This is a genomic window from Embleya sp. NPDC005971, from assembly GCF_040629175.1.
Taxonomy (GTDB): domain Bacteria; phylum Actinomycetota; class Actinomycetes; order Streptomycetales; family Streptomycetaceae; genus Embleya.
Map to the genome: position 1 here is coordinate 36,028 of NZ_JBEXUX010000039.1, position 26,688 is coordinate 62,715.

General features: G+C 72.0%; 19 protein-coding genes. 9 read left to right on the plus strand and 10 right to left on the minus strand.

Going from position 1 to position 26,688, the window contains the following annotated elements; translation table 11 throughout:
* Position 1 precedes the first annotated feature (1 nt).
* Entirely contained in the window at positions 2–3,847 is a 3,846-nt protein-coding gene (locus tag ABZ374_RS29590) for a nitrate reductase subunit alpha (protein WP_360316571.1), read from the minus strand.
* Positions 3,848–3,986: 139 nt separating this feature from the next.
* Between ABZ374_RS29590 and ABZ374_RS29595 the strand changes: the two genes are divergently transcribed.
* Together ABZ374_RS29595 and ABZ374_RS29600 are read left to right on the plus strand one after the other, a co-directional pair.
* Entirely contained in the window at positions 3,987–5,261 is a 1,275-nt protein-coding gene (locus tag ABZ374_RS29595) for an MFS transporter (RefSeq protein WP_360316573.1), read from the plus strand.
* Between the two features lie 71 nt (positions 5,262–5,332).
* Positions 5,333–6,334: a hypothetical protein gene (locus ABZ374_RS29600; protein ID WP_360316575.1), complete on the plus strand. Its 1,002-nt coding sequence runs from the start codon at positions 5,333–5,335 to the stop codon at positions 6,332–6,334.
* A gap of 149 nt (positions 6,335–6,483) precedes the next feature.
* Here the strand turns inward: ABZ374_RS29600 and ABZ374_RS29605 are convergent, their stop codons facing one another.
* Positions 6,484–7,446 (minus strand): EamA family transporter, encoded by a 963-nt coding sequence (locus ABZ374_RS29605; protein WP_360316577.1) that lies wholly within the window; start codon positions 7,444–7,446, stop codon positions 6,484–6,486.
* 69 nt (positions 7,447–7,515) lie between these two features.
* Between ABZ374_RS29605 and ABZ374_RS29610 the strand changes: the two genes are divergently transcribed.
* Positions 7,516–8,472: a LysR family transcriptional regulator gene (locus ABZ374_RS29610; protein ID WP_360316579.1), complete on the plus strand. Its 957-nt coding sequence runs from the start codon at positions 7,516–7,518 to the stop codon at positions 8,470–8,472.
* Positions 8,473–8,490: 18 nt separating this feature from the next.
* Here the strand turns inward: ABZ374_RS29610 and ABZ374_RS29615 are convergent, their stop codons facing one another.
* Complete coding sequence (locus tag ABZ374_RS29615) at positions 8,491–9,600, minus strand: methyltransferase domain-containing protein (protein WP_360316581.1); 1,110 nt, start codon at positions 9,598–9,600, stop codon at positions 8,491–8,493.
* Entirely contained in the window at positions 9,600–9,731 is a 132-nt protein-coding gene (locus tag ABZ374_RS29620) for a hypothetical protein (RefSeq protein WP_360316583.1), read from the minus strand. Before ABZ374_RS29620 ends, ABZ374_RS29615 begins: the two co-directional genes overlap by 1 nt.
* A gap of 334 nt (positions 9,732–10,065) precedes the next feature.
* Here ABZ374_RS29620 and ABZ374_RS29625 point away from each other — a divergent pair, with 334 nt between their 5' ends.
* The 5 genes from ABZ374_RS29625 (at position 10,066) to ABZ374_RS29645 (ending at position 17,019) form a co-directional block, all read left to right on the plus strand.
* Complete coding sequence (locus tag ABZ374_RS29625; protein WP_360316585.1) at positions 10,066–11,712, plus strand: ABC transporter substrate-binding protein; 1,647 nt, start codon at positions 10,066–10,068, stop codon at positions 11,710–11,712.
* A gap of 422 nt (positions 11,713–12,134) precedes the next feature.
* Positions 12,135–13,145, plus strand: a complete 1,011-nt coding sequence (gene sigJ, locus ABZ374_RS29630; RefSeq protein WP_360316587.1) for an RNA polymerase sigma factor SigJ — start codon at positions 12,135–12,137, stop codon at positions 13,143–13,145.
* A gap of 116 nt (positions 13,146–13,261) precedes the next feature.
* Positions 13,262–14,776 carry an MFS transporter gene (locus ABZ374_RS29635; RefSeq protein ID WP_360316590.1) on the plus strand — a complete coding sequence of 505 codons (1,515 nt, stop codon included), beginning with the start codon at positions 13,262–13,264 and terminating at the stop codon, positions 14,774–14,776.
* Between the two features lie 108 nt (positions 14,777–14,884).
* Positions 14,885–15,700: a class I SAM-dependent methyltransferase gene (locus ABZ374_RS29640; RefSeq protein WP_360316592.1), complete on the plus strand. Its 816-nt coding sequence runs from the start codon at positions 14,885–14,887 to the stop codon at positions 15,698–15,700.
* Between the two features lie 149 nt (positions 15,701–15,849).
* Positions 15,850–17,019: an alkaline phosphatase PhoX gene (locus ABZ374_RS29645; protein WP_360316595.1), complete on the plus strand. Its 1,170-nt coding sequence runs from the start codon at positions 15,850–15,852 to the stop codon at positions 17,017–17,019.
* A gap of 48 nt (positions 17,020–17,067) precedes the next feature.
* Here ABZ374_RS29645 and ABZ374_RS29650 read toward each other — a convergent pair whose 3' ends face one another.
* Positions 17,068–18,432, minus strand: coding sequence for a S28 family serine protease (locus tag ABZ374_RS29650; protein WP_360316597.1), 1,365 nt, complete (start codon positions 18,430–18,432; stop codon positions 17,068–17,070).
* A 178-nt stretch (positions 18,433–18,610) separates the two neighbouring features.
* Positions 18,611–19,615: a DUF2278 family protein gene (locus ABZ374_RS29655; protein WP_360316599.1), complete on the minus strand. Its 1,005-nt coding sequence runs from the start codon at positions 19,613–19,615 to the stop codon at positions 18,611–18,613.
* 225 nt (positions 19,616–19,840) lie between these two features.
* Here ABZ374_RS29655 and ABZ374_RS29660 point away from each other — a divergent pair, with 225 nt between their 5' ends.
* Positions 19,841–20,992, plus strand: coding sequence for a hypothetical protein (locus ABZ374_RS29660; protein WP_360316602.1), 1,152 nt, complete (start codon positions 19,841–19,843; stop codon positions 20,990–20,992).
* A 4-nt stretch (positions 20,993–20,996) separates the two neighbouring features.
* Here ABZ374_RS29660 and ABZ374_RS29665 read toward each other — a convergent pair whose 3' ends face one another.
* The 4 genes from ABZ374_RS29665 to ABZ374_RS29680 form a co-directional block, all read right to left on the minus strand.
* Positions 20,997–22,400 carry a hypothetical protein gene (locus ABZ374_RS29665; protein WP_360316604.1) on the minus strand — a complete coding sequence of 468 codons (1,404 nt, stop codon included), beginning with the start codon at positions 22,398–22,400 and terminating at the stop codon, positions 20,997–20,999.
* On the minus strand, positions 22,397–23,677 hold the full coding sequence (locus tag ABZ374_RS29670; protein WP_360316606.1) for a CHAT domain-containing protein: 1,281 nt from the start codon (positions 23,675–23,677) through the stop codon (positions 22,397–22,399). Before ABZ374_RS29670 ends, ABZ374_RS29665 begins: the two co-directional genes overlap by 4 nt.
* The gene (locus ABZ374_RS29675; protein WP_360316608.1) at positions 23,677–25,122 is read right to left on the minus strand and encodes a hypothetical protein; all 1,446 of its coding nucleotides are present in this window, start codon (positions 25,120–25,122) and stop codon (positions 23,677–23,679) included. Before ABZ374_RS29675 ends, ABZ374_RS29670 begins: the two co-directional genes overlap by 1 nt.
* Positions 25,123–25,204: 82 nt before the next feature.
* On the minus strand, positions 25,205–26,542 hold the full coding sequence (locus ABZ374_RS29680) for a hypothetical protein (protein WP_360316610.1): 1,338 nt from the start codon (positions 26,540–26,542) through the stop codon (positions 25,205–25,207).
* Between the last annotated feature and the right edge of the window lie 146 nt (positions 26,543–26,688).

A 26,688-nucleotide genomic window follows, 5' to 3' on the forward strand; every position in this document is an offset into this window, starting at 1 on the left:
CTCAGTACTCCACGTCCTGCGAGCGGCGGCGGATCACGGTGACCTCGTCGCGTTGATTGCCGGTCGGGCCCAGGTAGTTGAAGGCCCAGCTCAATTGCGCGTAGCCGCCGATCAGATGGGTGGGTTTGAGCAGTACCCGGGTGAGCGTGTTGTGGATGCCGCCGCGTCTGCCGGTGCTCTGCGCCTTGGGTACACCCACGGTGCGGTCCTGGGCGTGGTGCATGTAGACGGTGCCGGTGGGCATCCGGTGCGATACCACCGCGCGGGCGGTGACCACACCGTTGCGGTTGACCGCCTCGATCCAGTCGTTGTCGCGGACCCCGATCGCCTGCGCGTCGGCGGTGCTCAGCCAGATGCTCTGGCCGCCGCGGGACAGCGAGAGCATGAACAGGTTGTCCTGGTATTCGGAGTGGATCGACCACTTGTTGTGCGGGGTGAGGTAGCGCACGGTCACCTCGTGGTTGCCGTCCGGGCCCGGGCGGGGTTCGCCGAACAGCCGGTGCATGTCCAGCGGCGGCCGGTAGACCGGCAACGCCTCGCCCAGTTCGTGCATCCAGTCGTGGTCGAGGAAGAAGTGTTGGCGGCCGGTGAGGGTGTGCCAGGGCTTGAGCTGCTCGGTGTTGAGGGTGAACGCGGTGTAGCGCCGGCCGCCGGCCTCGCTGCCGGACCACTCCGGCGAGGTGATCACCGGCTCGGGCCGGGCCTGGGTGTCCGCGTAGCCGATGCGCTTGCCCTCGTGTTCGGCGGCCAGGTGCGCCATCGCCTGTCCGGTCCGCTTCTCCAGGGTGCGAAATCCCTGGACGGCCAGCCTGCCGTTGGTCGTTCCGGACAACGCGAGGATCGCGTCGCAGGCCCGCACCGCGGTGTCCAGGAGCGGGCGACCGTCGGCGACGCCACCTCGGGCGGTGCCGTTGAGCCGGCCCAGGTCCTCGACCTCGCGGGCGACGTCGAAGGTGATGCCCTTGACCGGCAGTCCCAGGGTGTCGGCGAGCGGCCCGAGCGTGGCCATCTTGGCCGCGACCGCCGGGTAGTCGCGTTCGACCACGGTCAGGTTCGGCATGGTCCGGCCCGGCACCGGCGGACACTGGCCGGCCCGCCAGTCCAGGGCGACCCCGCCGGGCTGGGCGATCTCGCCCGGCGTGTCGTGCTGGAGCGCGGTGGCCACCAGATCGCGCCGGGTGCCCAGGTGTTCGCGGGCCAGCTCGCCGAAACGCGCCGCGATCGCGTGGAACGTCTCGAAGTCGGTACGGGCCTGCCAGGGCGGGTCGATCGCGGGTGAGAACGCGTGCACGAACGGGTGCATGTCGGTCGAGGACAGGTCGTGCTTCTCGTACCAGGTCGCGGCCGGCAGCACCACGTCCGACAGCAGCGTCGTGGACGTCATCCGGAAGTCCAGCGAGAGCAGCAGGTCGAGCTTGCCCTCGGGGGCCTGCTCGCGCCAGCGCACGCCGCGCGGCCGGGAGCCGGCGGGCGCCTGCTCGGCGCGCAGCGAACTGTCGGTGCCCAACAGGTGTTTGGTGAAGTATTCGGCGCCCTTTGCGGACGAGCCGAGCAGGTTGGAGCGCCACACGGTGAGCACCCGCGGCCAGTTGCGCGGTGCGTCGGGGTCCTCGCACGCGAAGCCCAACTCGCCGCTGCGCAGGGCCTCGACGGTGTGCTCGACCGGGTCGACGCCGGCCCGGTCGGCCTCGTCGACCAGGTCCAGCGGGTTGCGGTCGAAGGTGGGGTACGAGGGCATCCAGCCCAGCCGGGCCGACGTCGCCAGGCAGTCCGCGGCGGTCATCCCGGACAGGTCGCCCGCGCCCAGCGGCGAGGCCAGCACGTCGGTGGTGAAGCCGTCGTAGCGCCACTGGTCGGTGTTGAGGTACCAGTACGCCGTGCCGATCATCTGCCGCGGCGGCCGGGACCAGTCGTTGGCGCTCGCCAGCGTGGCCCAGCCGGTGGACGGCCGACACTTCTCCTGACCCACGTAGTGCGCCCAGCCGCCGCCGTTGCGGCCCTGGCAGCCGGTGAGTTGCAGCAGCGCCAGGAAGGTGCGGTAGATCGTCTCGGAGTGGAACCAGTGGTTGGTGCCCGCGCCCATCAGGATCATGCAGCGGCCCTTGGAGCGCTCGGCGGTGTCGGCGAACTCGCGGGCGATCCGGACGGTGCGCGCGGCCGGCACCGAGGTGAGTGTCTCCTGCCACGCGGGGGTGCCCGGCTGGGTCGCGTCGTGGTAGTCGGCCGGCCAACTGCCCGGCAGCCCCGGCCTGGGCACGCCGTACTGGGCCAGCAGCAGGTCGAACACGGTGGTGACCAGGGGCCCGTCCGGGGTCAGTCGGCGAGCCGGCACGCCCCGGCGCAGCACCTCGCCGCGGCCCTGGCCGTGCTTGCCCCCGTCGGTGTCGAAGCGGGGCAGGAGCACCTCGACGCCGTGCGCGGCCGGGTCGTGGTGCAGGGTGAGGCGGGGGCGGACGCCGGCCAGGTCCAGGTTCCAGCGGCCCCGGCCGGATTCGGTCCAGCGGAAGCCGATCGAGCCGCCGGGGACGACCGGTCGATCGGTGTCGTCGTCGAGGAGCACGGTCTTCCAGTCGGCGCCGTCGTGGTCCGTGCCCGCCGTCCCCGGCTCGGCACCCGTCCCCGCCGCGGTCTCGGCGAGATCGGCTGCGCGCAGGAACTTGGCGGGGGTGTACGCGCCCGGTTCGTCGGCGCGTTCGGTCAGGGTGACCAGGAACGGCAGGTCGGTGAACTGCTTGACGTAGCCGTCGAAGAACTCGACCGTGCGGTCGACGAAACACTCCTTGAGGATCACGTGGCCCATCGCCATGGCCAGCGCGGCGTCGGTACCCGGGTGCGGGTGCAGCCACTCGTCGGCGAACTTCGCGTTGTCCGCGTAGTCCGGCGCGACCACCACCACCTTCTGCCCGCGATAGCGCGCCTCGGCCATCCAGTGCGCGTCGGGGGTGCGGGTGACGGGCACGTTGGAGCCCCACATGAACAGGTACGCCGCGTCCCACCAGTCGCCCGATTCGGGTACGTCGGTCTGGTCGCCGAACACCTGCGGCGAGGCCACCGGCAGGTCGGCGTACCAGTCGTAGAAGGACAACATCGGCGCGCCGATCAGGCTCATGAACCGGGCGCCGGCGGCGTGCGAGACCATGGACATGGCCGGGATCGGGGAGAACCCGGCGACCCGGTCGGGTCCGTACCGCCCGATCGTGTGCACGTGCGCGGCGGCGACCAGTTCGACCGCCTCCTCCCAGGTCGCCCGGACCAGCCCGCCCCGGCCCCGGGCGCGCTGGTAGCGGCGCCGGCGCTCGGGATCGTCGACCACGTCGGCCCAGGCCAGGACCGGGTCGTGCAGGCGTGCCTTGGCCTCGCGGTACATCTCCAGGAGCACCCCGCGCACATACGGGTAGCGCACCCGGGTGGGGGAGTAGGTGTACCAGGAGAACGCGGCTCCGCGCGGGCAGCCGCGGGGTTCGTATTCGGGGCGATCGGGTCCGACCGAGGGGTAGTCGGTGGCCTGGGTCTCCCAGGTGATCACGCCGTCCTTGACGTAGACCTTCCAACGGCAGGAGCCGGTGCAGTTGACGCCGTGGGTGGAGTCGACGACCTTGTCGTGGCTCCAGCGCTCGCGGTAGAAGACGTCGCCCTGTCGGCCGCCCCGGAGGTATTGGCTGCGCAGGTCCGGCGAGACCACCGCGTTGCGTCGGAAGAAGCGGCCGGTGCGCAGTAGCAGATCGCTCGCGGGGCCGTCCAGACCGGGAGCCGGCGGCGGATCGACGGGTGGCGGCCCGGCGACCGCCGGCTCCGCGGGCGGTGGGCCGGCCGGCGGGTCTGCGGGCAGGGGCGAACCGGTGTCCATGGTGACCCTTCGAGGCGACGACTCCATGTCCTGAATACGAGTCAATGTCCTATATGTAAAGGTTCGATGGTGGGATTTGGGTGCATAGCTCATCGTGTCCGTCCACCCGGGCGCAGAACACGCGAAGGGACCATCACACGTGGAGCAGACTCGGCCGGCGACTCGGACGACCGGTGCCCGGGTGCCCCGTGCCGCGTGGGTCAACCTCGCGGTCGCCACCTTCGGGATCCTGATCAACTTCTGGGCCTGGGGCCTGATCAGCCCGCTGGGTCCCTCCTACAAGGAAGACCTCGGGCTGAGTTCGTTCCAGCAGTCGTTCCTGGTGGCCGTGCCGGTCCTGGTCGGCGCGCTCGGGCGGATCCCGGCCGGCGCGCTGACCGACCGCTACGGCGCGCGGCTGATGGTGCCGACGATCAGCTTCCTGACCGTGTTGCCGGTGCTGGCGCTGAGCGTGTTCGACTCGTTCGCGATGTTGTTGGTGGTCGGGTTCGTGCTCGGTGTCGGCGGCAGCTTCTTCGCGGTCGGCGTGCCCTACGTCAACGCCTGGTTCCCGCCGGAACGACGCGGCACCGCGATCGGCATCTTCGGCATCGGCACCGGCGGTACGGCGGTCGCCGCGTTCTTCACGCCGCGGTTGTTGCGCTGGGTGGACGACCCGAACTTCCAGTTCTACCTGGTCGCCTGCGTGTTGGTCGGCTACGGCCTGATCGCCGCCGCGGTGGTGCGCGACGCGCCCGGGCGCACCGTGCCCGATCGGCTGTTCGGGCCACGCTTCACCGCCGCGCTCAAGCAGCCCTCGACGCTGCCGATGGCGCTGTTGTACGCGGTGTCCTTCGGCGGGTTCGTCGCGTTCGGCGTGTACCTGCCGACGTACCTGCGCGAGGTCTACGCGCTGAGCCAGGACTCGGCGTCCACCCGCGCGGCCGGGTTCACCGTGGTCGCGGTGTTGTGTCGGCCGATCGGCGGCGCGGTGTCCGACCGGATCGGTCCGGCGAAGGTGCTGATCGCGAGCTACGCGGTGCTCGGCGTGGCGGCCGTGTGGCAGGCGTTCGCCCCGGAGTTGATGCCGCAGGGCACGATCGCCTTCCTGGTGATGGCGGGCATGCTCGGCGCGGGCAGCGGCGCGGTGTTCGCGCTGGTCGCCAACCTCACGCCCAAGGACAAGGTCGGCACGGTCACCGGACTGGTCGGCGCGGCGGGCGGTCTGGGCGGCTTCGTCCCGCCGCTGATCATGGGTTCGGTCTACAGCGGCACCGGCTCCTACGCGATCGGCCTGATGTTGTTGTCCGACGCGGCGTTCGCGGCGATGGTCTACTGCGCGGCCCGGCTGCTCGGCCGGGATCGACGACCGGCGCAGTCGGACGAGTCGCCGGAGTGGCGGGCGGCCGCGGGCGCCGAGGCCGAGAGCCGGTAGCGCGTGCCGGCGGGTCGGTCGGGGCTTCCGCTTTTCCCCCTGACGATGGGTCAGGAAGGCGCATAGGATCCATGCCCATGTCACTCTGGGGACGATTCACCTCGGCGCGTTCGGCCGCGTCGGCACCGGTGCTCGTGTGGGACGCCGCGCTCGACGACGACGAGGTCCGCACGATCGCGCAAGGGCTGCCGCGCGACGGGGACTTCGCGCCCGCCGCCGCGTTGTTGGAGCGGGTGGGGCGGGACTGGGCCCGCCGGGTGGTCGCGGTGACCGCGCTGGGCGAGGTCGCGGCGCTGCACCCGGAGTGGTTGTGGACCTGGCGCGTCGAGCGGCCCGAATCGCCGGATCCGCTGGTGGTGATGGCCGCGGCGACGGTGCGCGCGGCCTGGAACGCCCGCGGCGCGAAGCAGGCGAGTCTCACCAGCGGGCGCGAATTCGCGGATTTCCACGAGCTGTTGGTCGAGGCGGACCGCGCGTGCCTGCTCGCGACCGAGGCCGCCGCGGACGATCCCACCCCGTGGGTCTCGTGGTTGCGGGTATGCCGCGGACTCGGCGTCTCGCGCGCCGTGTTCGACGCCCGGTGGGACGCGCTGTGCGAACGCGACCCGGCGCATCGTGCCGGTCACGACGCGGCGTTGCAGTATCTGTGCGAGAAGTGGCGCGGATCGCACGCCGACATGTACACGTTCGCGCGCCGGGCCGCGGCGGACGCGCCGGACGGCTCGCCGCTGGTGATCCTGCTGGTCGAGGCGCACATCGAGTACGCGCTGCGGATGAACTGGGACGGGGAAACCGACGACACCGACTTCTGGCGGGCCGCCGCCCGGCAGACGGACCTGGACACCGCCCTGGACCGCTATCCCGTCGACGCCGTGCCGCGACACCCCAGCGCCCTGTCCGATCACAGCGCGCTGGGCTACGCGTTGGCCAGGTCCCAGCGCTGGTCCGAACTCGCGGCGCGGTTCGAGGCGACCGACCACCGGGGCTTCCACCTTCCCTGGACCTACCCCGGCGGCCGGACCTTCTTCGAACAGGCCCACGCCGAGGCGACCCGAGGGCGCCCCCGCCGCTGAGTCGGCGGTCGGCGACGGTCGGCACGAGCGCCGACTCCGGGTACGACTCCACGCCGGTCGCCGCGATCCGCCGTGCCGCGTCCGCGGTCCGTTCAGGCGCTCGGCCCCCGCGACCCGGGGTCGGGCCGCGGCAGGGCTGGGTGGCCTGGTCAGCGGACCTGGGCGGGGCCGAGTTCGTTCGGGTCGGCGGTCGCCGGCGGGGTGGGCGCGGGGGCGGCGCGGGTGTCGGTGCGGGTGACGGCGATGCCGGCGATCACCACGAAGACGACGCCGGCCGCGGGCATCGGACCGGGGACCTGGTCGAGCACGACCAGGCCCATCAGCAGCGCGATGGCCGGTTCCAGGCTCATCAGCGTCCCGAAGGCGGAGGCGCTGAGTCGGCGCAGCGCGAGGAATTCCAGGCTGAACGGCAACACGGCGCTCAGCACCGCCAGCCCCAGCATGATCAGCGACAGCGACCAGGTCACGTCGCCCAGCCCGGTGGGAGCGGCGACGAGCATGGCGACCAGCCCGGCCACGGGCATCGACACGGCCAGCCCGTTCAGGCCGGTGACCCGGTCGCCGACGTGTTGGGTCAGCAGGATGTACGCGGCCCAGCAGACCGCGGCCGCCAGCGCGAAGGCCAGGCCGACGGGGTCGGTGCCGGCATGCCACGGTTCGGTCAGCAGGACGACGCCCAGGGCGGCCAGGGCCGTCCAGCGCCGGCGTCCGGAGCCGGATCCGTACAGCGACACCGCCAGCGGGCCGAGGAACTCCAGCGCACTCGCGGTGCCCAGCGGCAGGCGTGCCACGGCGAGCATGAAGAACAACATCAGCCCCCCGCTCACCGCGCCCAACAGCGTGCACGCCCACAGGTCCCGACCGGTGAAGTCGCGGCGGCGCGGTCGGACCAGCAGCAGCAGGATCAGGCCCGCCCACGCCAGTCGCAGGCCGGCCGTGCCCAGTGCGCCGAGTCGGTCGATCAGCGGCACCGACAGCGCCAGGCCGAGCTGGACGGTGGACATCGCCGCGACCGCCATCAGGGCGCCGGTCGCGGCGTCCGGGAGGCCGGCTGCCGGCAGGCGCGGGCCAGGGAATTCGCGGCTGGTGGGTGGTGCCGACGGCGTGCTCATGTGTTCCAGTACATGACCTCGCCATCGTTCGTGTCCACGTGCCGATCCGAAACATATCGTTCGTGGATCGTGGACAATCGCACCATGGAGACCCGACGTTTACAGGTGCTGGTGGAACTGGCCCGACTGGGCTCGATGCACGCGGTCGCGGACGTGCTGGGCACCAGCACCTCGACCGTCTCGCAGCAGATCGCCGCGCTGGGCCGCGACATGGGAGCCACCCTGATCGAGCCGCACGGGCGTCGGGTGCGGCTCACCCCGGCCGGCCGCCGACTGGCGGAGCACGCGGTGACCATCCTCGCCGCCGTCGAGGAGGCGCATCACGACCTCGCGCCCGGCGCGGAGCCCAGCGGCACCGTGCGCATCGCCGGATTCGCCACCGCCATCCGCGCCCACCTGCTGCCCGTGGTCACCGACCTCGCCGCCGACCATCCGCGCATCCGGGTGCTGATCCGCGAGCACGAACCCGCCGAGGCGTTGCAACTCCTGGCCGAGGACGGCACCGACCTGGCCCTGACCTACGACTTCAACCTGGCGCCGGCGCCCGAGGACCCGACGGTGCGCGCCATACCGTTGTGGACCGCGCGATGGGGCCTGGGCGTGCCCGCGCACGTCGCCGACGGCGAGGGCGCGCCGGGGGTGAACGCGGCTCGTACGGCGGAGGTGTTCGCCCGTTTCGCCACCCACGACTGGATCGTCAACTCGCGCAACACCGCCGACGAGACGGTGATCCGTACCCTCGCCTCGCTCGTCGGCTTCACCCCGCACGTCACGCACCAGGCGGACAGCCTCGACCTGGTCCAGGGCATGATCGTCGCCGGCCTCGGCGTGGGTCTGCTGCCCGAGGGCATCGCCGTCCCACCCGGCGTGCGGCTGCTCCCGCTCACCTTTCCCCAGGTCGAGCTGCGCGCCTACGCGGTCACCCGGCACGGCCGCCTCAACTGGCCCCCACTGGCCCTGGTAACCGAACTCCTGCTGCGCCGAGCAGCCGAGGCAACGCCCCCGAACGACCCGGCCCGGGCCTGAGCAAACCACCACCCGGCCCTACATCTCCCAACGTCGGTCCGGTTGTTCGGCCCAGCCCCATTGGCGGTCGGGTTCGACCGTGATGCCGAAGTCGTAGCCGTGGATGCGATGGGTGTCCTGCCAGGCGAGCACGGCGTCGACTTCGTCCCACAGCCGCCTCGGTCCGCCCTGGACGGCCTTCCCGACGCCCGGTCGGTCGTCGACCAGTGCCCAGGAGCGAGCACCGTCGCACAGTCGCCACACCGTGCCGCCCCCGAACGTCTCCAAACGCACGTCGGGCAGCTTGAGGGCGACCGCGTGGGTGAAATTCCCGTCCCCGTGCAGTGAGCCCAACTCCCACTCCACCGCCGACTCGCCGGTGGCGGGTTCCGCCGCGCGGATCGCCTCGAAGGTGTCGTCGACGCGTTCGCCGCGCAGTTCCATGAACGCGACGCTGCGCACGAGTCTCCCCGACGCGGTGCCGTCGCCGTCGACGACCAGGCGCAGGAGCGCGCCCGCGCCGAAGCCGGGCGACCACGGGGCGACGACCACCGCGCCGGGGCGGGCCTGGGCGATCCAGGGGTAGGGCAGCCTGCGGGTGAACGCGGCGGTGGCGTGCACCCGGTCGAAGGTGCCCGCCTCGGGTACGCCCAGGGCGCCGTCGCGGGTCAGGATCGTCGGCGACAGCCCCATGCGCGCGTGGGCGGCGCGCGCGGCCCGGGCGATCGCCGGGTCGATCTCGACCGAGACGACCCGCTCGCCGCCCACCCGCCAGGCGAGCAGCGCGGCGGTCCAGCCCGGCCCGGTGCCGATCTCCAACACCCGGTCGCCGGGCCGCACATCGAGCTCGGTGAGGAAGGAGGCCACCGCGCGGTAGTCGCTCAGCGAGCTGCTCGCCAGAACCCCCACGCCCGCGCCGTCGTCGACCTGGGTCACCACCGGTCCCGCCCGCCGCACCACCGCGGCCCAACCCGTCGGGTCCGTTTGGCGATCCACCGGCGCATACCGCCCCGACCCCGCGTCGGCACACCACACCGGATCGGGCGCAAACGCCTCCCGGGGCACGGCGAGCATGGCCTCGCGCACCCACGCGACGGGGAAGGCGCCCTCGGCATCGAGGACGCCCACGATCGCGGCGTTGTCGCGCACTACGGCTTGTCCTTCTTGCGCCGGCCCGGCCCCGGTTGTCCGATGCCCGGCAACACACCGTCCTGCTTCTGCTTGGGATCGGGTTGCGGCGGATCGGGTTGCGGTGCCGGGGGTTTGTTGTGCTCACCCATGGCGGGCTCCGTATCCTCGAAAGTGTGACACTCCGAGTGTGTGCGGCCACGATCGGTTACCGCAAGACTCCGTGTTCGGCGGATCAGGGCCGTCTCGCGACGCGGCCCCGGCCGCGGGGCCGAACACCGCGCACGGGGGCGTGTGCCGGCAGGTGGATGCGCGGTGGTGAGGGATGTCGAGAAGGGTGCCCCGAGGGGGGTGGGGTTGGGGTTGGTGGTTCGGACGGAATCGAGGGTCGTTATTCGTGCAGGTGGACGATACGAGGGGTTCGGGCGCTGCCTACCGTGAGCGTCCTCTGCGGCACCTGCGCCGTTCTCCGAGGAGGTATCCAGCATGGGACGATCCGCTGCGGTCGGGTCCGCTGTCCGGACGGCGGGTCGGGACACCCGTACGCTGCCCCGCACCACGTCGAGGGTCGGCGGCGCGCGTGCGGCCGCGGCTGCGGTCGCGCTGGGGCTGCTCGCCACCGGGTGCGGCGGTACCGGCAGTTCGAGTGCGGGCGGAAGCGACACGCTCACCATCGGGATCACCGACGATCCCGGCAACCTGTCGCCGCTCACCTCGCTCTCCAAGATCACGTCGCTGCTGTCCCGGTTCTCCTACGACTCGCTGGTGAACGTCGCACCCGACGGCAGGATCGTCTCCGGCGTCGCCGAGAAGTGGACGGCCGACACCCTCTCCGCGACCTTCACCCTCAGGCGCGACGTGACCTGCGCCGACGGCAAACCGCTCACCGCGTCCGCCGTCGCGGCCCAGTACAACTACATCGTCGACCCGAAGAACACCTCGCCGCAGTACGGCCTGACGGTGGCCCCCGGAACCGTCGCCACCGCCGACGACGCCACCAACACGCTGACGCTGCGCACCCCCGAGGCCACCCCGTTCCTGCTGCGTGGCACCACGGGGTTGCCGCTGGTCTGCCCCTCGGGCCTGGCGACACCCGATTTGCTCACCCACGCCACCGACGGCACCGGGCCCTACCGACTCACCGAGGCCGCGACGGGCGACCATTTCACCTACACCAAACGACCCGACTACGTCTGGGGCCCGGACAACTCCCGCTCCACCGACCTGCCCGAGCGGCTGGTCTTCAAGGTCATCGCCAGCGAGTCCACCAGGGCCAATCTGCTCCTGGCCAAGCAACTCGACATCGCCCCCGTGAACGGTGCCGATCGCATCCGGTTGACGGCGGCCGGCCTCAAGCACGAGATCCAGCGCGACCCGTTCGGCATGCTCTTGATGAACGAGGCGTCCGGACACGTCACCGCCGATCCGCAGGTGCGGTGGGCACTGATCGCCGCGCTCGACCTCAAGCAGTTGGGGGCGGTGGCCACCGGCGGCAAGGGAGCGGCGCCGGCCAGGGTCGCCACCACCATGTTGCCGCCCTGTCAGGCCGACGCCGTCAGCGCGAACACCCCACCGCACGACCCGGCGCGCGCGGCGGAGACGCTGCGGGCCGCCGGCTGGAAGAAGTCGGGTGGCCACTGGAGCAAGGACGGCAAACAACTGTCGATCGTGCTGCCCCACCCCACCACCGCGGGTTCGCAACTCCTGTCCGCCATCGAGTTGGCGATCGAACAGTGGAAGTCCTTCGGAGTGAAGGTCACCCGCAAGCCGCTCACCAACGGCACGACGGGCGAGGTGCTGGCCTCCGGCCAGTGGGACATCTCCTGGACGCCGCTCACGCTCACCCAGCCCGACCAGCTCGTCCCCTTCTTCAGCGGTCCGGCGGCACCCGACGGGATCAACTTCGGCTCCATCGACAACCCGGAGTACAAGCGCCAGGTGGCCCTTGCGATGGCCAAGCCGGATGTCGCCGGTTGCGCCGAATGGACGGCGGCCGAGGCCGAGTTGGTCAAGCGCGTCGACGTGGTGACGTTCGCCGACTCGCTGTCTCCGTACTTCGTCACCCATGACGCCGGCTTCACGATCGACGGCGCCGGCATCGACCCGATGTCCCTGCGTCTCAACCGCAAGTGACACCGCCGGCCGCGCCTGCCCGGGGGCTCGCGACGAGGTAGGGGCAGGCGCCGGCCGGCGAGTACGAGCCGTCGGCCCGGCGGTGGGGCAGGATCGACGCGGTGACGGCCTCGGTGAGCCGAGGGCGTCCCGAGTGGTCGATCGCCTCGGCCGTCGGGCCGGCGAGAGCAGGCCGTGACCGCCGGCGTGCCGCCGGGCCCGGTGACGGCGCACCGTCCGGGGGCGGCGGCACGTGAGCGCGTGAGCACGTGAGCGCGCGGACTCGCGGACTCGCGGCGAGTGGGTGGAAGAGCCCGGAAAGACCTGGCGGCTTGGGCATTTGCCGAGTGGGTCGGATCGTGTGGTGGGTGCGGTTTTCGATTTCCCGCCGACGGATCGCCCCGGCCGCGTCACACATTCGGGTCGGCGTTCGTCTACATCGCATGGACAACGAACCCGGGCCGGTGCCCACGCCGCGCGTATCGTGGCCGGCCGATCAGTTCGAGGAGCTGCGCCCGCACCTGCGGTCCGTCGCGTACGGCATCCTCGGTTCGCGCACCGACGCCGACGACGCGATCCAGGAGACCTGGTTGCGGGTATCGCGCAACGAGCACGCGGACATCCGCGACCTGCGGGCCTGGCTGACCACGGTCGTCGGGCGGATCTGCCTCGACATGTTGCGCGCCCGACGGCTGCGCCGCGAGGAGTATCCGGGCACGTGGTTGCCGGAGCCGATCGTGCGCGCGGCCGATGCGCACGCGGACGACCCCGAAGGCAAGAGCATCGAGGCCGAAGCGATCGGTCTCGCGCTGCTGATCGTGCTGGAGACGCTCAACCCGGCCGAGCGCCTGGCCTTCGTGCTGCACGACGTGTTCGGCATGCCCTTCGACGAGGTCGGCCCGATCGTCGACCGCAGCCCGGCGGCGGCCCGGCAGTTGGCCAGCCGGGCGCGCCGGCGCGTGCAGTCCGCGCCCCAGCCGGAGGGCGACCTCAAGCGGCAACGCCGGATCGTGGACGCGTTCCTGGCCGCCGCGCAGCAGGGTGACTTCGACGCGCTGATGACCGCCCTGGATCCGGACGTCTCCTTCCGGATCGACCTGGGCGCGAGCCGGCACTCCGCCTCGTCCGCCCTGGTGGGCGCCGAAAAGGTGGCGCGGCACATGCTCGCGTCGGCCCCGTTCTTCCTGCCCTATTCGCGCCCGGTCGTGGTCAACGGCGGCCCGGGACGCCTGGTGGGCAACCCTCGGCAGCCCAGCGGCATCGCGGGCTTCACCGTGGCGGGCGGCCGAATCGTGCGGATCGACGTGATCGCCGACCCCGAGAAGCTCCGGGGCGCCGCGCTCGACGTCGTGGACGACGCCGATTCCGTCGACTACCCCGACTTCACCCGGATCCCGCACGGGGCGTCGGCCGACGACGACACCCACGGGCGCCCCGGGGACACCGAGGGCTGACCCACCGAATACGCCCACGTGCGGACGACCGCACCCAGCACCATCCGACCCCACCTCGGGCCGCGCCCGCCGGCGCCGCCCCATGCCCGCACGCCCGCATCTCTTCGGGAGCGACCATGTCCACCGGCACCTTCACCTCGACCGATCCGACCGATCCGACCGATCCGACCAATACGACCGACTCGCCGGAGCCGGCGCATCCGGCCGCCGATGCCTCGTTCCTGGCCACCCCACGGGGCAGGCTCACCCTCGTCCTGCTGTGTGCGGTGGCCTTCCTCGACTTCGTCGACGCGTCCATCGTCAACATCGCGCTGCCCAGCATCCAGCGCGACCTCGGCCTGAGCAACCAGGGTCTGCAATGGGTGCCGTCCGGCTACCTGATCACCTACGGCGGTCTGATGCTCCTCGGCGGGCGCGCCGCCGACCTGATCGGGCGCCGTCGGGTGTTGATCGCCGGCACCGTCGTGTTCGCCGTCGCCTCCCTGATCGGCGGACTGGCCCAGAGCTCGGCGGTGTTGATCGGTGCCCGGCTCGCCCAGGGCGTGGGCGCGTCGATGATGTTGCCCGCCGCGTTGTCGATCCTGACCACCTCGTTCGGCGCAGGCCCGGATCGCAACAAGGCGCTCGCCGCCTGGGCGGGCACCGGGGCATTCGCCTCCGCCGTCGGTGTGTTCCTGGGCGGGGTGCTCACCGAGGGGCCCGGTTGGCGCTGGGTCATGTTCGTCAATCTGCCGGTCTGCGCCCTGGTCCTGCCCGCCATCCCGCGACTGCTCCCGGACGACCGGCATCGGGTCTCGACGCGCGGCTTCGACTTCCTCGGCACCGTATTGGCCACCGGCGGGCTGGTGTTGCTGGTCCACGGCTTGGTGCAGGCGCCCGATCAGGGCTGGGGGTCCTCCCGCACGATCGTCGAACTGGGGGTCGCGGGCGGCCTGTTGCTGGCCTTCGTGGCCAACGAGGCGGTCGGTCGCAACCCGCTGATGCCGTTGGCCATCTTCCGGGTGAAGGGCCTCGCGGCGGCGAACGTGACGCAACTGGTGGCCATGTCCGGCTTCATCGGGATGTTCTTCTTCCTCACCCTGTACACCCAGGAGGTGCTGGGCTACTCCGAGATCAAGGCCGGATCCGCCTTCCTGCCGGTCACCGTCGGCGTGGGGATCGCCGCCGGACTGGCGCAGCCGCTGCTCGCCCGGGTCGGTACCCGGCCGCTGATCGTGGTCGGTGCGCTCATCGCGTCGCTCGGGATCGGGTTGCTCTCCCGGATCCCGGTGCACGGCTCGTACCTCACCGACCTGCTGCCCGGCCTGGTCGTGATGTCCTTCGGGCTCGGCTTCGTCTTCGTCGGCGTCGCCACCGCCGCCAATGCGGGGGTCCCCGCCGATCAGGCGGGCCTGGCGGCGGCTCTGATGAACACGGCGCAACAACTCGGCGGCGCATTCGGCCTGGCGATCCTGTCCGCCGTCGCGACGTCGGAGACCGGCCGGCGACTGGCGGGCGGCGACGCGGCGGCGGACGCCTACACCGAGGGCTTTCGGAAAGCACTCCTGGTCGGCGCGTTCCTGCTGGCCGGTGCGGCGGCGGTCGCTCTGTTCGTCGCCAACACCCGAGGCGAGGAGGCTCGACGTCCATGATATGAGATGGGAGTCTCATTATTCGACACGCGGGCGTACGGTGTCGGTACCGGATCGCGGCGTCGTGTCGCGGTGTCGGGCCATGCTCCAGGACGCGAAGGGGATGTCATGTCGAAGGAAAGCGCCGTCTATACGCATGGGCACCACGAGTCCGTGCTGCGTTCGCACACCTGGCGGACCGCGGCCAACTCGGCGGCCTATCTGCTCGATTCGCTCAAACCGCACATGCAGATCCTGGACATCGGCTGCGGGCCGGGCACGATCACCGCCGACCTGGCGTCGCTGGTCCCCGACGGCCGGGTCACCGGTGTCGACCACGCGCCGGGGATCCTGGTACAGGCGCGGGCCACGGCGGCCGAACGGGGCGTGGAAAACGTCGAGTTCGCCGTCGCGGACGTGCACGCGCTGGACTATCCGGACGACAGCTTCTGCGTCGTGCACGCGCACCAGGTGCTCCAGCACGTGGGCGACCCGGTCCAGGCGTTGCGCGAGATGTACCGGGTCACCAAGCCGGGCGGGATCATCGCCGCCCGTGACTCGGACTACCCCACGATGGCCTGGTTCCCGGCGACGCCCGGGATGGACGACTGGCTGGATCTGTATCTGCGGGTGGCCCGCGCCAACGGCGGTGCGCCGGATGCCGGGCGGCGGCTCAAGTCCTGGGCCCTGCAGGCGGGTTGCTCCGACATCACCGCGTCGTCGAGCACCTGGTGCTACGCCGACGCGGAGGAACGCGCCTGGTGGAGCGGCCTGTGGGCGGACCGCACGCTCGCCTCGTCGTACGCCGACCGCGCCACCGAGGGCGGCCACGCGACGGCCGAGCAATTGCACGCGGTGTCGCTGGCCTGGCGGGAGTGGGGGAGGCAGGAGGACGGGTGGTTCTCCGTCCCGCACGGCGAGATCCTCTGCCGCAAGCCGGTCTGATCCGACGCGGAACGGCCCGCATGCCCGATCGTCACCGGGATTTCACTCGTGCGCGCATTCCTCCGACGGTGCTTCGGTCCTAGCGTACCCATTGGTAACACGGGGGTCGCTTGCGGCGGTTCGGGCCGCCGCTGGGAAGGGAGTACGACATGGATCGGCGTACATTCCTGCGGGGCAGCGCCGTCGGCACGGGCGGACTGGTGCTCGGCGGCTCACTGTGGGCCTCCGCCGCGCACGCGGGGCCGGCGCAGCCGGGCACCGGGCCCTACGGCGCGCTGTCGGCGCCGGACGCCAACGGGGTGCGGTTGCCCGCCGGGTTCGCCTCGCGCGTGGTGGCGAAGAGCGGGCGGGTGGTCACGGGCACCACGCACCTGTGGCATGGCGCCCCCGACGGCGGTGCGTGTTTCCGCGACGGGGACGGATGGATCTACGTCTCCAACTCCGAACTCCCGCTGGTCGGCGGGGTATCCGCACTGCGCTTCGCCGCGGACGGGAGCATCGGCGGCGCCTATTCCATCCTCGGCGGCTCGAACGTGAACTGCGCGGGCGGGGCCACGCCCTGGGGCACCTGGCTCTCGTGCGAGGAGATCGCGTTCGGGCGGGTGTGGGAAACCGATCCGTACGGCCGGACCGGGGCGGTCAAGCGCGACGCCATGGGGCGCTTCAAGCACGAGGCCGCCGCGGCCGACCCGGACCGGCGGGTGATCTACCTGACCGAGGACGAATCCGACGGCTGCTTCTACCGATTCACCCCCGACACATGGGGCGACCTCGCGCGCGGACGCCTCGACGTGCTGTGCGCCCCGGCCGCGCCGGTGACCGGGCCGGTGACGTGGCGCACCGTGCCCCGGCCCGGCGACTGGCTGACCGGTACGCGCAACCAGGTCGCGGAGGCGCGCCGGTTCAAGGGCGGCGAGGGCGCGCACTACCGGGACGGGCGGGTGTGGTTCACCACCAAGGGCGACAACCGCGTATGGGTGTACGACGCGGCGGCGGGCATCCTGGACATCGCCTACGACGACGACCTGGTGCCCGCCGGGTCCGCGCCCCTGACCGGCGTGGACAACATCACCGGACGGCCCAACGGCGACCTGTTCGTGGCCGAGGACGGCGGCGACATGCAGATCTGCCTGATCACACCGGACGAGACCGTCGCGCCCTTCCTCCAGGTCACCGGCCACGACGGCTCCGAGATCACCGGCCCGGCATTCTCCCCGGACGGGCGCCGACTGTACTTCTCCTCGCAACGCGGCACCTCCAACTCCCCGGCAGCCGGCGTGACCTTCGAGGTGGCGGGCCCCTTCCGCGACGCGACCTGACGTCACCGCGGCCCCGTCAGGTGGGTCCGGTGCCCGGCCCGACCCGGGTCAGACCCCGGCCCACCTGCGCAGCGCGGCGCTCGCCCGAGCGGCGTCCGCCGGGGCGAGGGCGGCTATCGTGACGCCGTGGCCCGCATGCGGGACCACCTGGATCTGCGTGTCACGGCTGCCCGGGCCCAGTCGGAACGGCTCGGCGCGGACCGGGTCGTTCTCGCCGTAGACGAACAGAATCCTGCTGCTCCGCGACCGCACCCAGCGGTCGATGTCGCGCATCGCCCCCGGTTCGAACCGCAGCGGTATGTCCCGAGGCACGTAGCTGCGCACCTCCTGGATGCCCGGGTAGCGCAGCAGACCCGTCAGGTGCGGAGCCGCGACCTGCATGTAGCCGAGCTGGGTGCCCAGTTGGTAGAAGTAGGGCTGGAAGAACTCGACGCTGCTGTCCGTGTAGACCGCGAACCGGCTGACCCCGTCGATCCACCGGTACAACTCGTCGGAGGACGCGGCGGGCGTGGGCACGCCGGCGCACTTCGTCTCGCCCGCGTACATCCAGAACATCATCGGCAGGCGGAGCACCGCGAGCTCGAACGCCTTGTCGACGCTGCCCAGCGTCTCGAAGGTCTGCCCGTTAGCCTGCGCCCATTGCCCGTAGCGGGCCACCATCTCCTCCCGTCGCACCAGCGCTTCGCGCTGCGCCGCCTGCAACGCCGTACGGCACTCGGGCGTGCCCACTCCGGCCAGGAACGCGTCGTAGGCGGTGTCGTCGCGATCGTCGGTGTTGTTGGGCGCGGAGTAGACCACGCTGCCGTCCACGTCGTTCGGATAGAAACGCCGGTGGTAGACGGTGGTCATGCCGCCCTTGCTGCCGCCGGTGGAGATCCACGAACCCCGGTAGATCGGCTTGAGGGCCTGGATCAGCCGGTGGTGGTCGGCCGCCGCCTGACGGATGTTCAGGTGGGACAGGTCGGCGGGGTCGGGGCGGGAGGTGCCGAAGAAGCGCTGCTCGGTGTAGATCTGGTTGCCGTCGAGCATGACGGTCGGCTCGGAGCGGAAGCTCGGACCGGCGCCGAGGTCGTAACCACTGGTGTACAAAACCATCGGCCGTTGCGTGGAGACGTGCCGAAGGCTGAGTCGCTGTTCGAAGGAACCCCGTTCGGGGTGTTCATGGTCGGTGGGTTGACGGTAGGTCAGGTCGAAGTATCGGATGCCCGGCGAGACCGGCTTCTCGTCCAGCACCCGCATGCCCGGTATCGCCTCGATCCGGGCCCGGATGTCGGTCTCCTCGGCCTCGGCCGCCCGGGCGGTGGCCGCCGACTGCGCCTGGGCCGGGACCGCCGCGCTGCCACCGACGAGCCCGAGCCCGAGCACGACCGAGCACACGGAGTAGACGGCGAGTCTGCGCCCGCCGCGCCGCATTGCACGGTTGCGCCGGATCGACGGCGCTCCCCGGGGATTGCTTCGAGTCTGAGCACCGGCTGCTTTTGTCATGCCTCAAGCAAAGCCGGAGGCCCGATACGAGCGGACCCCCGAAACGGGGGAATCATCTCCCCCGCCCGGGGGATGCCCGAGCTGCACGGTCGCGCCGCCCTCCCGGTCAGAAGACGATCGTCCAACCCTCGCGACGTGCCTGGTCCGCGGTGTACGTGACGCCGTGCACCTTGAGCCCGGCCGAGTCGAGCAGGGTGATCGCCCCACCCCGGTTGCCGAGTTGGAAGGACGCGTTGCCGGGCACGGTCAGGACGGCGCCGGGGGCCAGCGTCGTCGCCGGAAGCGGCAGCGCGACCTTGTTGCGGTCCAGCAGCCGCCACCCGTCCAGGGAGATCGCGGCGGGGGAGGCGTTGATCAGGGTGACGCTCTCCGCCTCGGGCGCCGGCCCGGGCGCGTTGACCAGCGCCCCGACGATCCGGATCGGCTCCTCGCCGGAACCGGGCAGGGGCGGCGCGGTGTCCAGCGCGTGGCCGGTGTTGTCGTCGGTGTGCCACGCCTGGGACTGGAAGGCCAGGAAGACCGCCACCCAGCGGCCGTCCGGCAGGTGGACGAGCAGGCCGCCGTCCTGCCAGACCCCGTCGTCGCCGCGGAACTCCGCGCTGTTGCCCTGATTCATGTGCACGTCGTGCACACCGTTGCCCGGCACGAAGCCGAACACCTTGTCCGGCTTGGTCGGTTCGGGGCCGAAGCGCTGGCCGAACACGTAGACCGCGGCCCCCGCGTCCCCGATCGCGCGCTGCACGTAGTGGTCGAGCAGATCGGCCAGGTCGTTGTCCGCGCCGGGCACGTCCGGGGGCAGCGGCCGGGCGGTGGTCGGGTCGAAGAGGTTGCTGCGGATGTAATCGAGCGCGGCGCCGCCGGGCTGCGAGGCGAGCGCGGTCCACCCGCTGCCCGCGGCCGGCAGCGCGTCGGTCAGCGGGTGGCGGAAGTCCTCCACCACCACGAACAGCAGCTCGGACGGGGCCTCCTTGGACAGCACGTTGATCGCCGCACGGTACGCGGTGCCCGCGTCGTCGGCCAGATGGATCTGGTAGTGCGGCGTGCCGGCGGCGCCTTCTCGTACCCGCGCCACCGCCCGCGCGGCCAGCACTCCGTAGTCCCTGAGCGGCATGGGCATCCCCTTTGCGCCGGGCCCGGTTCCGCGCCGGGCGGCCCCGACCATCGTGACGGACGAACACCCCGAAATCGCCCGCGACACACCGGCGGCGGCGATCCGCCCCCGATTGCCGGCGCACCCGGCGCGGCCGGTGCTCCCGGCACGTCCATCGGGGTGATGCCGGACCCGAAGCCGCCGATCGCGCGCGAATTCGGGCAATCCGTCGTTCATAGTCGCTGTATGGAGCCGAACCCGACACCCGCGGAGCAGCCACCGCCGCAACCCTCCTTCGGCGGTTCCCGTCGAAGCGGGCGCATCCGGGCCCGGGCCCGGCGACGACACGAACGCGGGCAATGGGAACTGCGGGAAGGACTGCGTTCGCGCGTCATCGAGTTGGAGGCACTCCTCAAGAGCAAGACCGTGCCCGGCCCGCTCGACCCGAGCGATCGGGTCCTGGCGGATCGGGCCTTCGCCTCGCTCGACGAGGCGAAGGAGGCGCTGGCGCACGAACACGGCCGACCGGCCGCGCACATCGCGGTGGCCCAGACGCAACTGGACCTCGCCTACGTCATCCTGCTGCGGCTCCTGACGTTGGCGGACATCACCGCACACCTGCCCGGCATCGTGGCCTTCATCAAGGAACACCTGCCACTCGGCGACGAACGCCGCGCCCACGTGGACGAGATCGCGCTGTCCGTGCGCGCGGGCGACACGCTGACCGAGAACCAGCGCGAGATCCTGGTCGACGCGTCGACCGTGGCCCACCAGGTGCACCTGAAGGAGAAGCTCAGGGTTCGCAGTTTCGCGCAGATCGTCTTCGGCGTCACCGCCGCGCTCGCGATCATCGCCACGCTGATCGCGCTCGCCGGCGCCGCCTCGCCCGGGACGGTGCCGTTGTGCTTCAACCCGACCGGCGTCGGCATCGTCTGTGCCACCGCCACGGACACCGCCGGTGCCGAGGTGGGTCGCGGACAGGTCGCCGGGCAAAGCCTGGATCGCATGTACGCCGACGTCGCCTCCAAATGGGACTACCCGGTGGTCGAACTGGTCGGACTGGTCGCCGCCGCGGTGGCCGCCGCCGCGTCGCTGCGCCGGATCCACGGCACCTCGACGCCGTACAACGTGCCGGTGGCGCTGGCCCTGCTGAAGCTCCCCACCGGCGCGCTCACCGCCCTGCTGGGCCTGTTGCTGATGCGCGGCGACTTCATTCCCGGGCTGAGCGCGCTCGACTCGTCCGCGCAGATCATCGCCTGGGCCGTCATCTTCGGCTACGCGCAACAGTTGTTCACCCGCTTCGTGGACAACCAGGCCCAGTTGGTGCTCAACGCCGTCGGCGGTCCGACGGCCAACCCCGCCCGACCGACCCGCAGTGCACCGACCCCACCGAGCTGAGCCGTCACGGGTGGTCGGGCGCCGGCGCGGGCAGGGCCACGGTGGGGTCGCCCAGCAGCACCAGGCTCTGTCGGTCGAGCGCCGACACCCGCAGTCTGGTCAACGTCTCGCGGACCGAGGTGTCGCCGCCCGCCAGCAGTTCCCGCAGCCGCGCCCAGCGGGTGTGCAACTCGCCCACGTCGGCCCGGTATTCGGCCAGGGTCAGGCCCAACGGCTCGCCCGCGAACAGGTGGGTGGACAGGGCCGAGACCAGGCGCCCGCCGAGTCCCTGGCCGGTGTCCTCGACCTGCAGGGTCCAACTGAAGGTGGGTTCGACGTGCCCGAGTACGGCCCGCACCGGGTCCTCCCGGCCGAGCAGTGCCAGCGCCGCGGGGGCCACCATCGTCCCCAGACCGGCGACGGCCTCGATCGTGGCGAGGGCCGAACTGCCGACCGGTAGCAGCCCGGCGTAGAAGCTCTCCCCGGCGGCGCCGGCTGAGCAGCACGCCTGGGCGTACCACACGCAGCCACCGGGGATGGCGTCGCACAGCGTGGTCAGTGGCACGGTGACGTGTGTGCCGTCGACCGGAAGTCCGAGCGTGGCGCGCATCTCGGCGGGGTCGGCCGACGGTCCGGTCCGACCGTGGCTGGAGGTCGCGAGCAGTCCGGGGCGGATCTCGGCCAGGGCGGCCGGCAGCGCGGCGCCGGTGGCCTCGGCCGCCGTGATGTCGCGAAACCGCGCGAGTGGGGGCGGGGTGAGCCGAGCCGCCAGCGGTGCGGCGATCACCGCGCGCATCAACGCGGTGATGTCGGTGGGTCCGTGGTCGACCGTCCAGCTCAGCGCCCGGTCCGGGTGGGCCGGCGCGTCGCTCCAATCGGCCAGCAGGGCATGCACGTAGTGGGCGAGCGGCTCCCCGGACAGCGGGATGCGGCCGACCAGATGCCGGGTGCCCAGGGTGTACTGCACGGACCACGGGATCACCTCGGGGCCGCCGACGATCGCCACGTACTTCGGCAGCCGGCCGCGGCCGGTGCCGAACTCGGACAACCCGATGGCCGGTTCCTGGGGTGCGCCCTGCGCGAAGTATCGGCGCAGCAGGTGGTCGGGCAGGTCCGGGCTCCAGCGCAGCACCGCGGTGTCCGGCCGGGCCGCCAGCAGTTCGCGGATCGGTGCGGGGGCGTCCTCGCCGGCCGCCTTCGCGGCATCGGACAGATTCGCCTCCCGATCGTCCGGGAGCAGGATCCCGTAACCGACGTCGGCCGAACGCCAGTCGCGCGGATCGACCGGCGGACCGAACGGCAACACGGCCTGGGAACGCGGCATGCCGCCCCGACCGGCACCCCAGCGGGCCGCGTCCTCGTCCGTGGTGGCCCGCGCCACCTCGTCCCCGGTCCAGGCGTTGAGCTGTATCTCCGCGGGCAGGGTCATGGAGGGTCACCCGCCAATCGGGCCCGCAACTCGGCGATCAGCGCGTCGACCCGCTGCACCAGGGTCGGATCGGCGGTGCTCGGATCGAGCGTCGCCCGGAACCGTTCGAAGGTGTCCAGTTGCCCCTGGAGGTTCGCCGTGTCGGAGACCCCGAGCGCGGAACTCGAAAGGATCCGCAGCGGATCGTCCTGCACGTAGAGCACGGGATCCGACCACGCGTCGGTCGACGTCGGATCGGCCTGCGCCATCGCCTGGCGCGGCGCGGTGAAGGCCGAGGCCCAGTCGAGTTCGTGCTCGCCGGCGTCCTTGACGGCGATGCGGACGGCGGTGAGCACCTCCGGATACAGCGCGGCGCAGAACCGGTCCGTGTCGTTGAGGTCGATCAGCCTGCGCATGCCGGCGACGGCGGGCAGGCCCTGCGAGACCAGTTCGTGGGCGAGCGAGAGCGTGTCCGAGGTCTGTGCCGTCTGGCAGGCGCCGAGCACCACCAGCCACGGTGCGCACGGCAACAGCGCGACCACCAGGTCCGGCAGCTTGAGCTGCACCGAGCCGACCGGCTCGCCGGCGTCGAAGTCGGCGGTGTGCGCGAAGGCCAGGGTGCGGACACCACCGGCGGCCCCGCCGTGGCACAGCAGATGCACGATCTGCGGTCGGGCCGCGGTGATCCGCCTGGCCAGTTCCGGTGCGGTCGCGGGCATCGGCTCGGCGGTGACGTCGGCCGCCGGGTCGGCCGCGACGGCGTCCAGGACGGCCTGTTCGGCGCTGATCACATGCAGGTGCGTGCCCAGTGCCCGGGCGTCGGGCAGCGCGATCGCGGCCAGCAACGCCCGGAGTTGGGGCAGGCCACTGCGCAGCGCCGCGGACAGCACGGCGACGATGGTCAACGGCGGGCCGAACGTGCGGCGATCGACGGGGCTGCGCACGGCGGCGATGCGGGCGATCGGCCAGCGCGCGTCGAGGGCGATGAACCCCTGTGAGGCGGAGCGGAGTTGCTCCCAGGGCAGTTGATCGGCCTGGTTCGAGATCAGGTGCAGGTACAGCGGCTTGGGTCCGCCGGCCGGCGACTGGGCCAGGACGTGGTCCAGCCCCCTGCTCACCACCGGATGCCGGCACAACCGCTCCAACAGCGCCTCGCCGCGGGCGGCGATCGGGCCGCCGGGGTCGGTGACGTCGGTGAGTTCGTTGTTGCCCAGCCCCGGGATGGTGTCGGGCGCCTCCCGCAGTTTGAGCACGGTGCGGTCGCCGCCGAACGGTTCGAAGCCCAGCACGGTGCGCATCACGACTCCCGGATGCGCCGGTCGACCAAGGCGCGCAGTTCGGCGATGGCCTGCCCGACCCCGAGGTCGTACGCCTGCTTCGCGGCCGGAGTCTCGCCCGGCACACCCGCCGTGCGGACCAGCGCGGCCACCTGGTTCTCGATGTATCGCGTGGACGAGGCCACCCACATCGGCACCGAATCGGCGTCCGCGTAGCGCGCGGTGATCGCGTCGCCGCCGGCCACGCCGAGCGCCATCGGCAGGATCGCGTCGCTGGTCTTCGAATCCCCGATCGGCGCCCGCCCGCTGAGCCAGACCTGGCCGGGCCGGTCCGGATCGGGCCACGGGTCGCGCAGCGCGGCGCGCACGAACTCCGGCTGGAGGTAGGCGAACAGCGACGGGTCGCGCGGTATCGGCACCGCTCCCGGGGCACCGGCGACGAACGCGTGTGCCCGGGCCAGGGCGTCTCCGGCGGGATCCAGCGGCAACGCGCTGTGGAACGTCGGCCCCGCCCGGCGAAATCCGACGTGGTCGGCGATGATCCGGGTGGCCGCGTCGTGCGGATTGTCCGGAGACGAGCCGAAGGACAACACGGACGCGCCGACCCGGTCGGCCAGGCGCCGCACCCGGTCCGCGCTCACGAACGCACGATCGGATCGCGGGGTGGGCGTCACCGGATCGGGGCTCACCGACAACACCGGGCGGTCCCCGTCGAACGCGCCGTCCGCGATGAGGTGCAGCGCCCGCACCGCCCGCCCGGCGAGCCCGGCGGCGATCCAATCCCCCCACGACACCCGCCCCGGCGCGGGGTGGGCGCCGTCGCCATCCGGCCGGTGCGACCCGGACGGGTCGAGCGCCACGGCGTCACGCGGGTCGTGCAGATGTACCCGCGCCTCGTCCGGCCCCTCGTGCAGGAGCGTGCGCAACGCCTGTTCGCCGCCGCGATCGATGAACACGTGCACATCCACCTCGCTCGGCACGCACGTACGCAGGGCGGAGACGAACGACGAGAGGTATCCCGCGACCCAGGGCGCGTTCGGCGCCACGGAAACGGCGATGGCCACGGTCCACACCCGTCCCGGGTCGGAGCCCGGCGGCAGCCGATCCGGGACCCGCACGAGCGGACGACCGGTGGCCGGGACCAGGGCGCGCTCCCACGGCACCGCGCCCAGGTGGCCGTACGGGGGAACCAGCCGCAACCACAGGGCGGTATCCGCCCCGAAGTCGGCGTCCAGGCAACGTGTGACGGCCTCGACCAGGTCGCCGGGCACGTCGAGGCGGGTCGGCGGCTCGGTGCCCTCGGCAAGCCCGAACCCGCCGGCGTCGAATTCGCCCCGCCAGTAGGTCGTGGCGCCCTGGGGCGGATACCCGACCAGTTCGGCCGCCACGATCGGCGACGACCGGGCCGGGTCGAGCCGCACCCGGAGCACCGCCAGGTGCCATCTCTCGATGGGGGCCTCGGCCATCACTGCTCCTCGCACTCGGGCCGTGCCGTCGGGCCGCGCGCCGGGGCCGCCGTCACCGGGGGCAGCGTGCGCGGACCGTGGCTCAGTCGGGCCGCACCAGGGCCTGCAGGGCCCACCAGGTCGCCGGATTGCTCACGTCGCCGTGTCCGCCGACGGCCGGCTTGCCGTCGATCGCGATGCCGCCGTCCACGGCGATCACCCGCAACCCGCCGCCCAGGTCGTAGCGTTCGCTGCCGGGCACGGCCGCGGGTCGACGGGCGGAGCTGCCCTCCACCCCGGCGGGGCCGAACCCGCCCAGCGCACCGTACAGTTCGGGATCGCCGATCGCGGCGATGCCCGGTTCGCCCAGTTGGCTTCCGCGCATCGCGAGATGGAAGAACTTGGTCAGCGGATCGTCGAACGCGGAGAACGTGGTCAGCAACGGCCGCTCCAGCAGGTCGAGTACGGAGTGGTAGCCACCGGGGTGTCCGGTGCCGGCCACATCCGCCGCGAAGCACCAGCGGTTGACGGCGGCCTGCAACAGCAACATCGACCGGGCGGGCCGGCTCGGGGCGGCGGACGCCAGCGCGGACAACACCACCTTCGCGCCGAAGGAATGGCCGACCAGATGCAGCCGGACCCCGCTTTCGCGCAGGATGTGCGTCACGAGCGGACCCACTCCCTTGCTGCCCACCTCACCCGCGCGAGCCTTCATCTTCCACACCGTGGCCGCGCGCAACAGGTCGCGCGGATCGAACCCGCCGCCCCCCGCGACGGCCAGACCCGGCGACGGGCCGCCCGCGACCCCGAAGTCGTCCGGATCGGCGGGTGCGACCGCGCCCCCGCCGGCGTCCAAGGCCGCCCAGAGGGTGAGGAATTCCTCGGCGCCGGGCGGCGCCGAATGGTCGTCCGGATCGGGCCCGGTCCGCAGCGCGCCGAGCACGATCCGCGCCGCACGCAGCGCCGCGTCGGCGTCGATCACCGAGCGGCCGTCCACCAATTCGACGAACTCCGCGTCCGCCTCGGCCCCCAGCGACGCGGTGACCAGGCCGAGCATCTCCTCCACCTGGCGGGCCTGTGACCCGTCCGGGTCCGGATCGGCGGCGATCTTCGGACCCGCCTCCCACGGCATGACGAAACTCGTCGAGGGCCAGACGACGCCGATCAGCAGGGGTTTGTAGTCCGCCGGCACCGGAACGGCGAACTGTTGCCGCTGAGCGATGAACCCGCCGATGAAGTTGCGATACCGATCGAGGGCCTGCGCGAAGATGTTGTTCCAGCCGTGCGAGAACAGGAAGACGTCACCGACTCCGCCGAGCCGGTCCTTGATCTCCTGCTCGGCGAGCGGGCTGCGCAGCCCGCCGTCCTGGTCGTAGCGGAGCAGATACAAATCCGCGGTGGCGCCCCCGTCGAGCGGAAACTGCTGAAAAGGACCAGACATCGTCCGGCTCCCGGTCCGTGCGGTTGCGGCGATCCTCATTCCATGGTTCACCTCTTGGAGGACCGCGGCAAACGGGGCACGGCCTCGACGCCCACCCGGCGTCGCCCGGGCCCGACCCGATATGGACTCGGGTCGGGCCCGGGTTG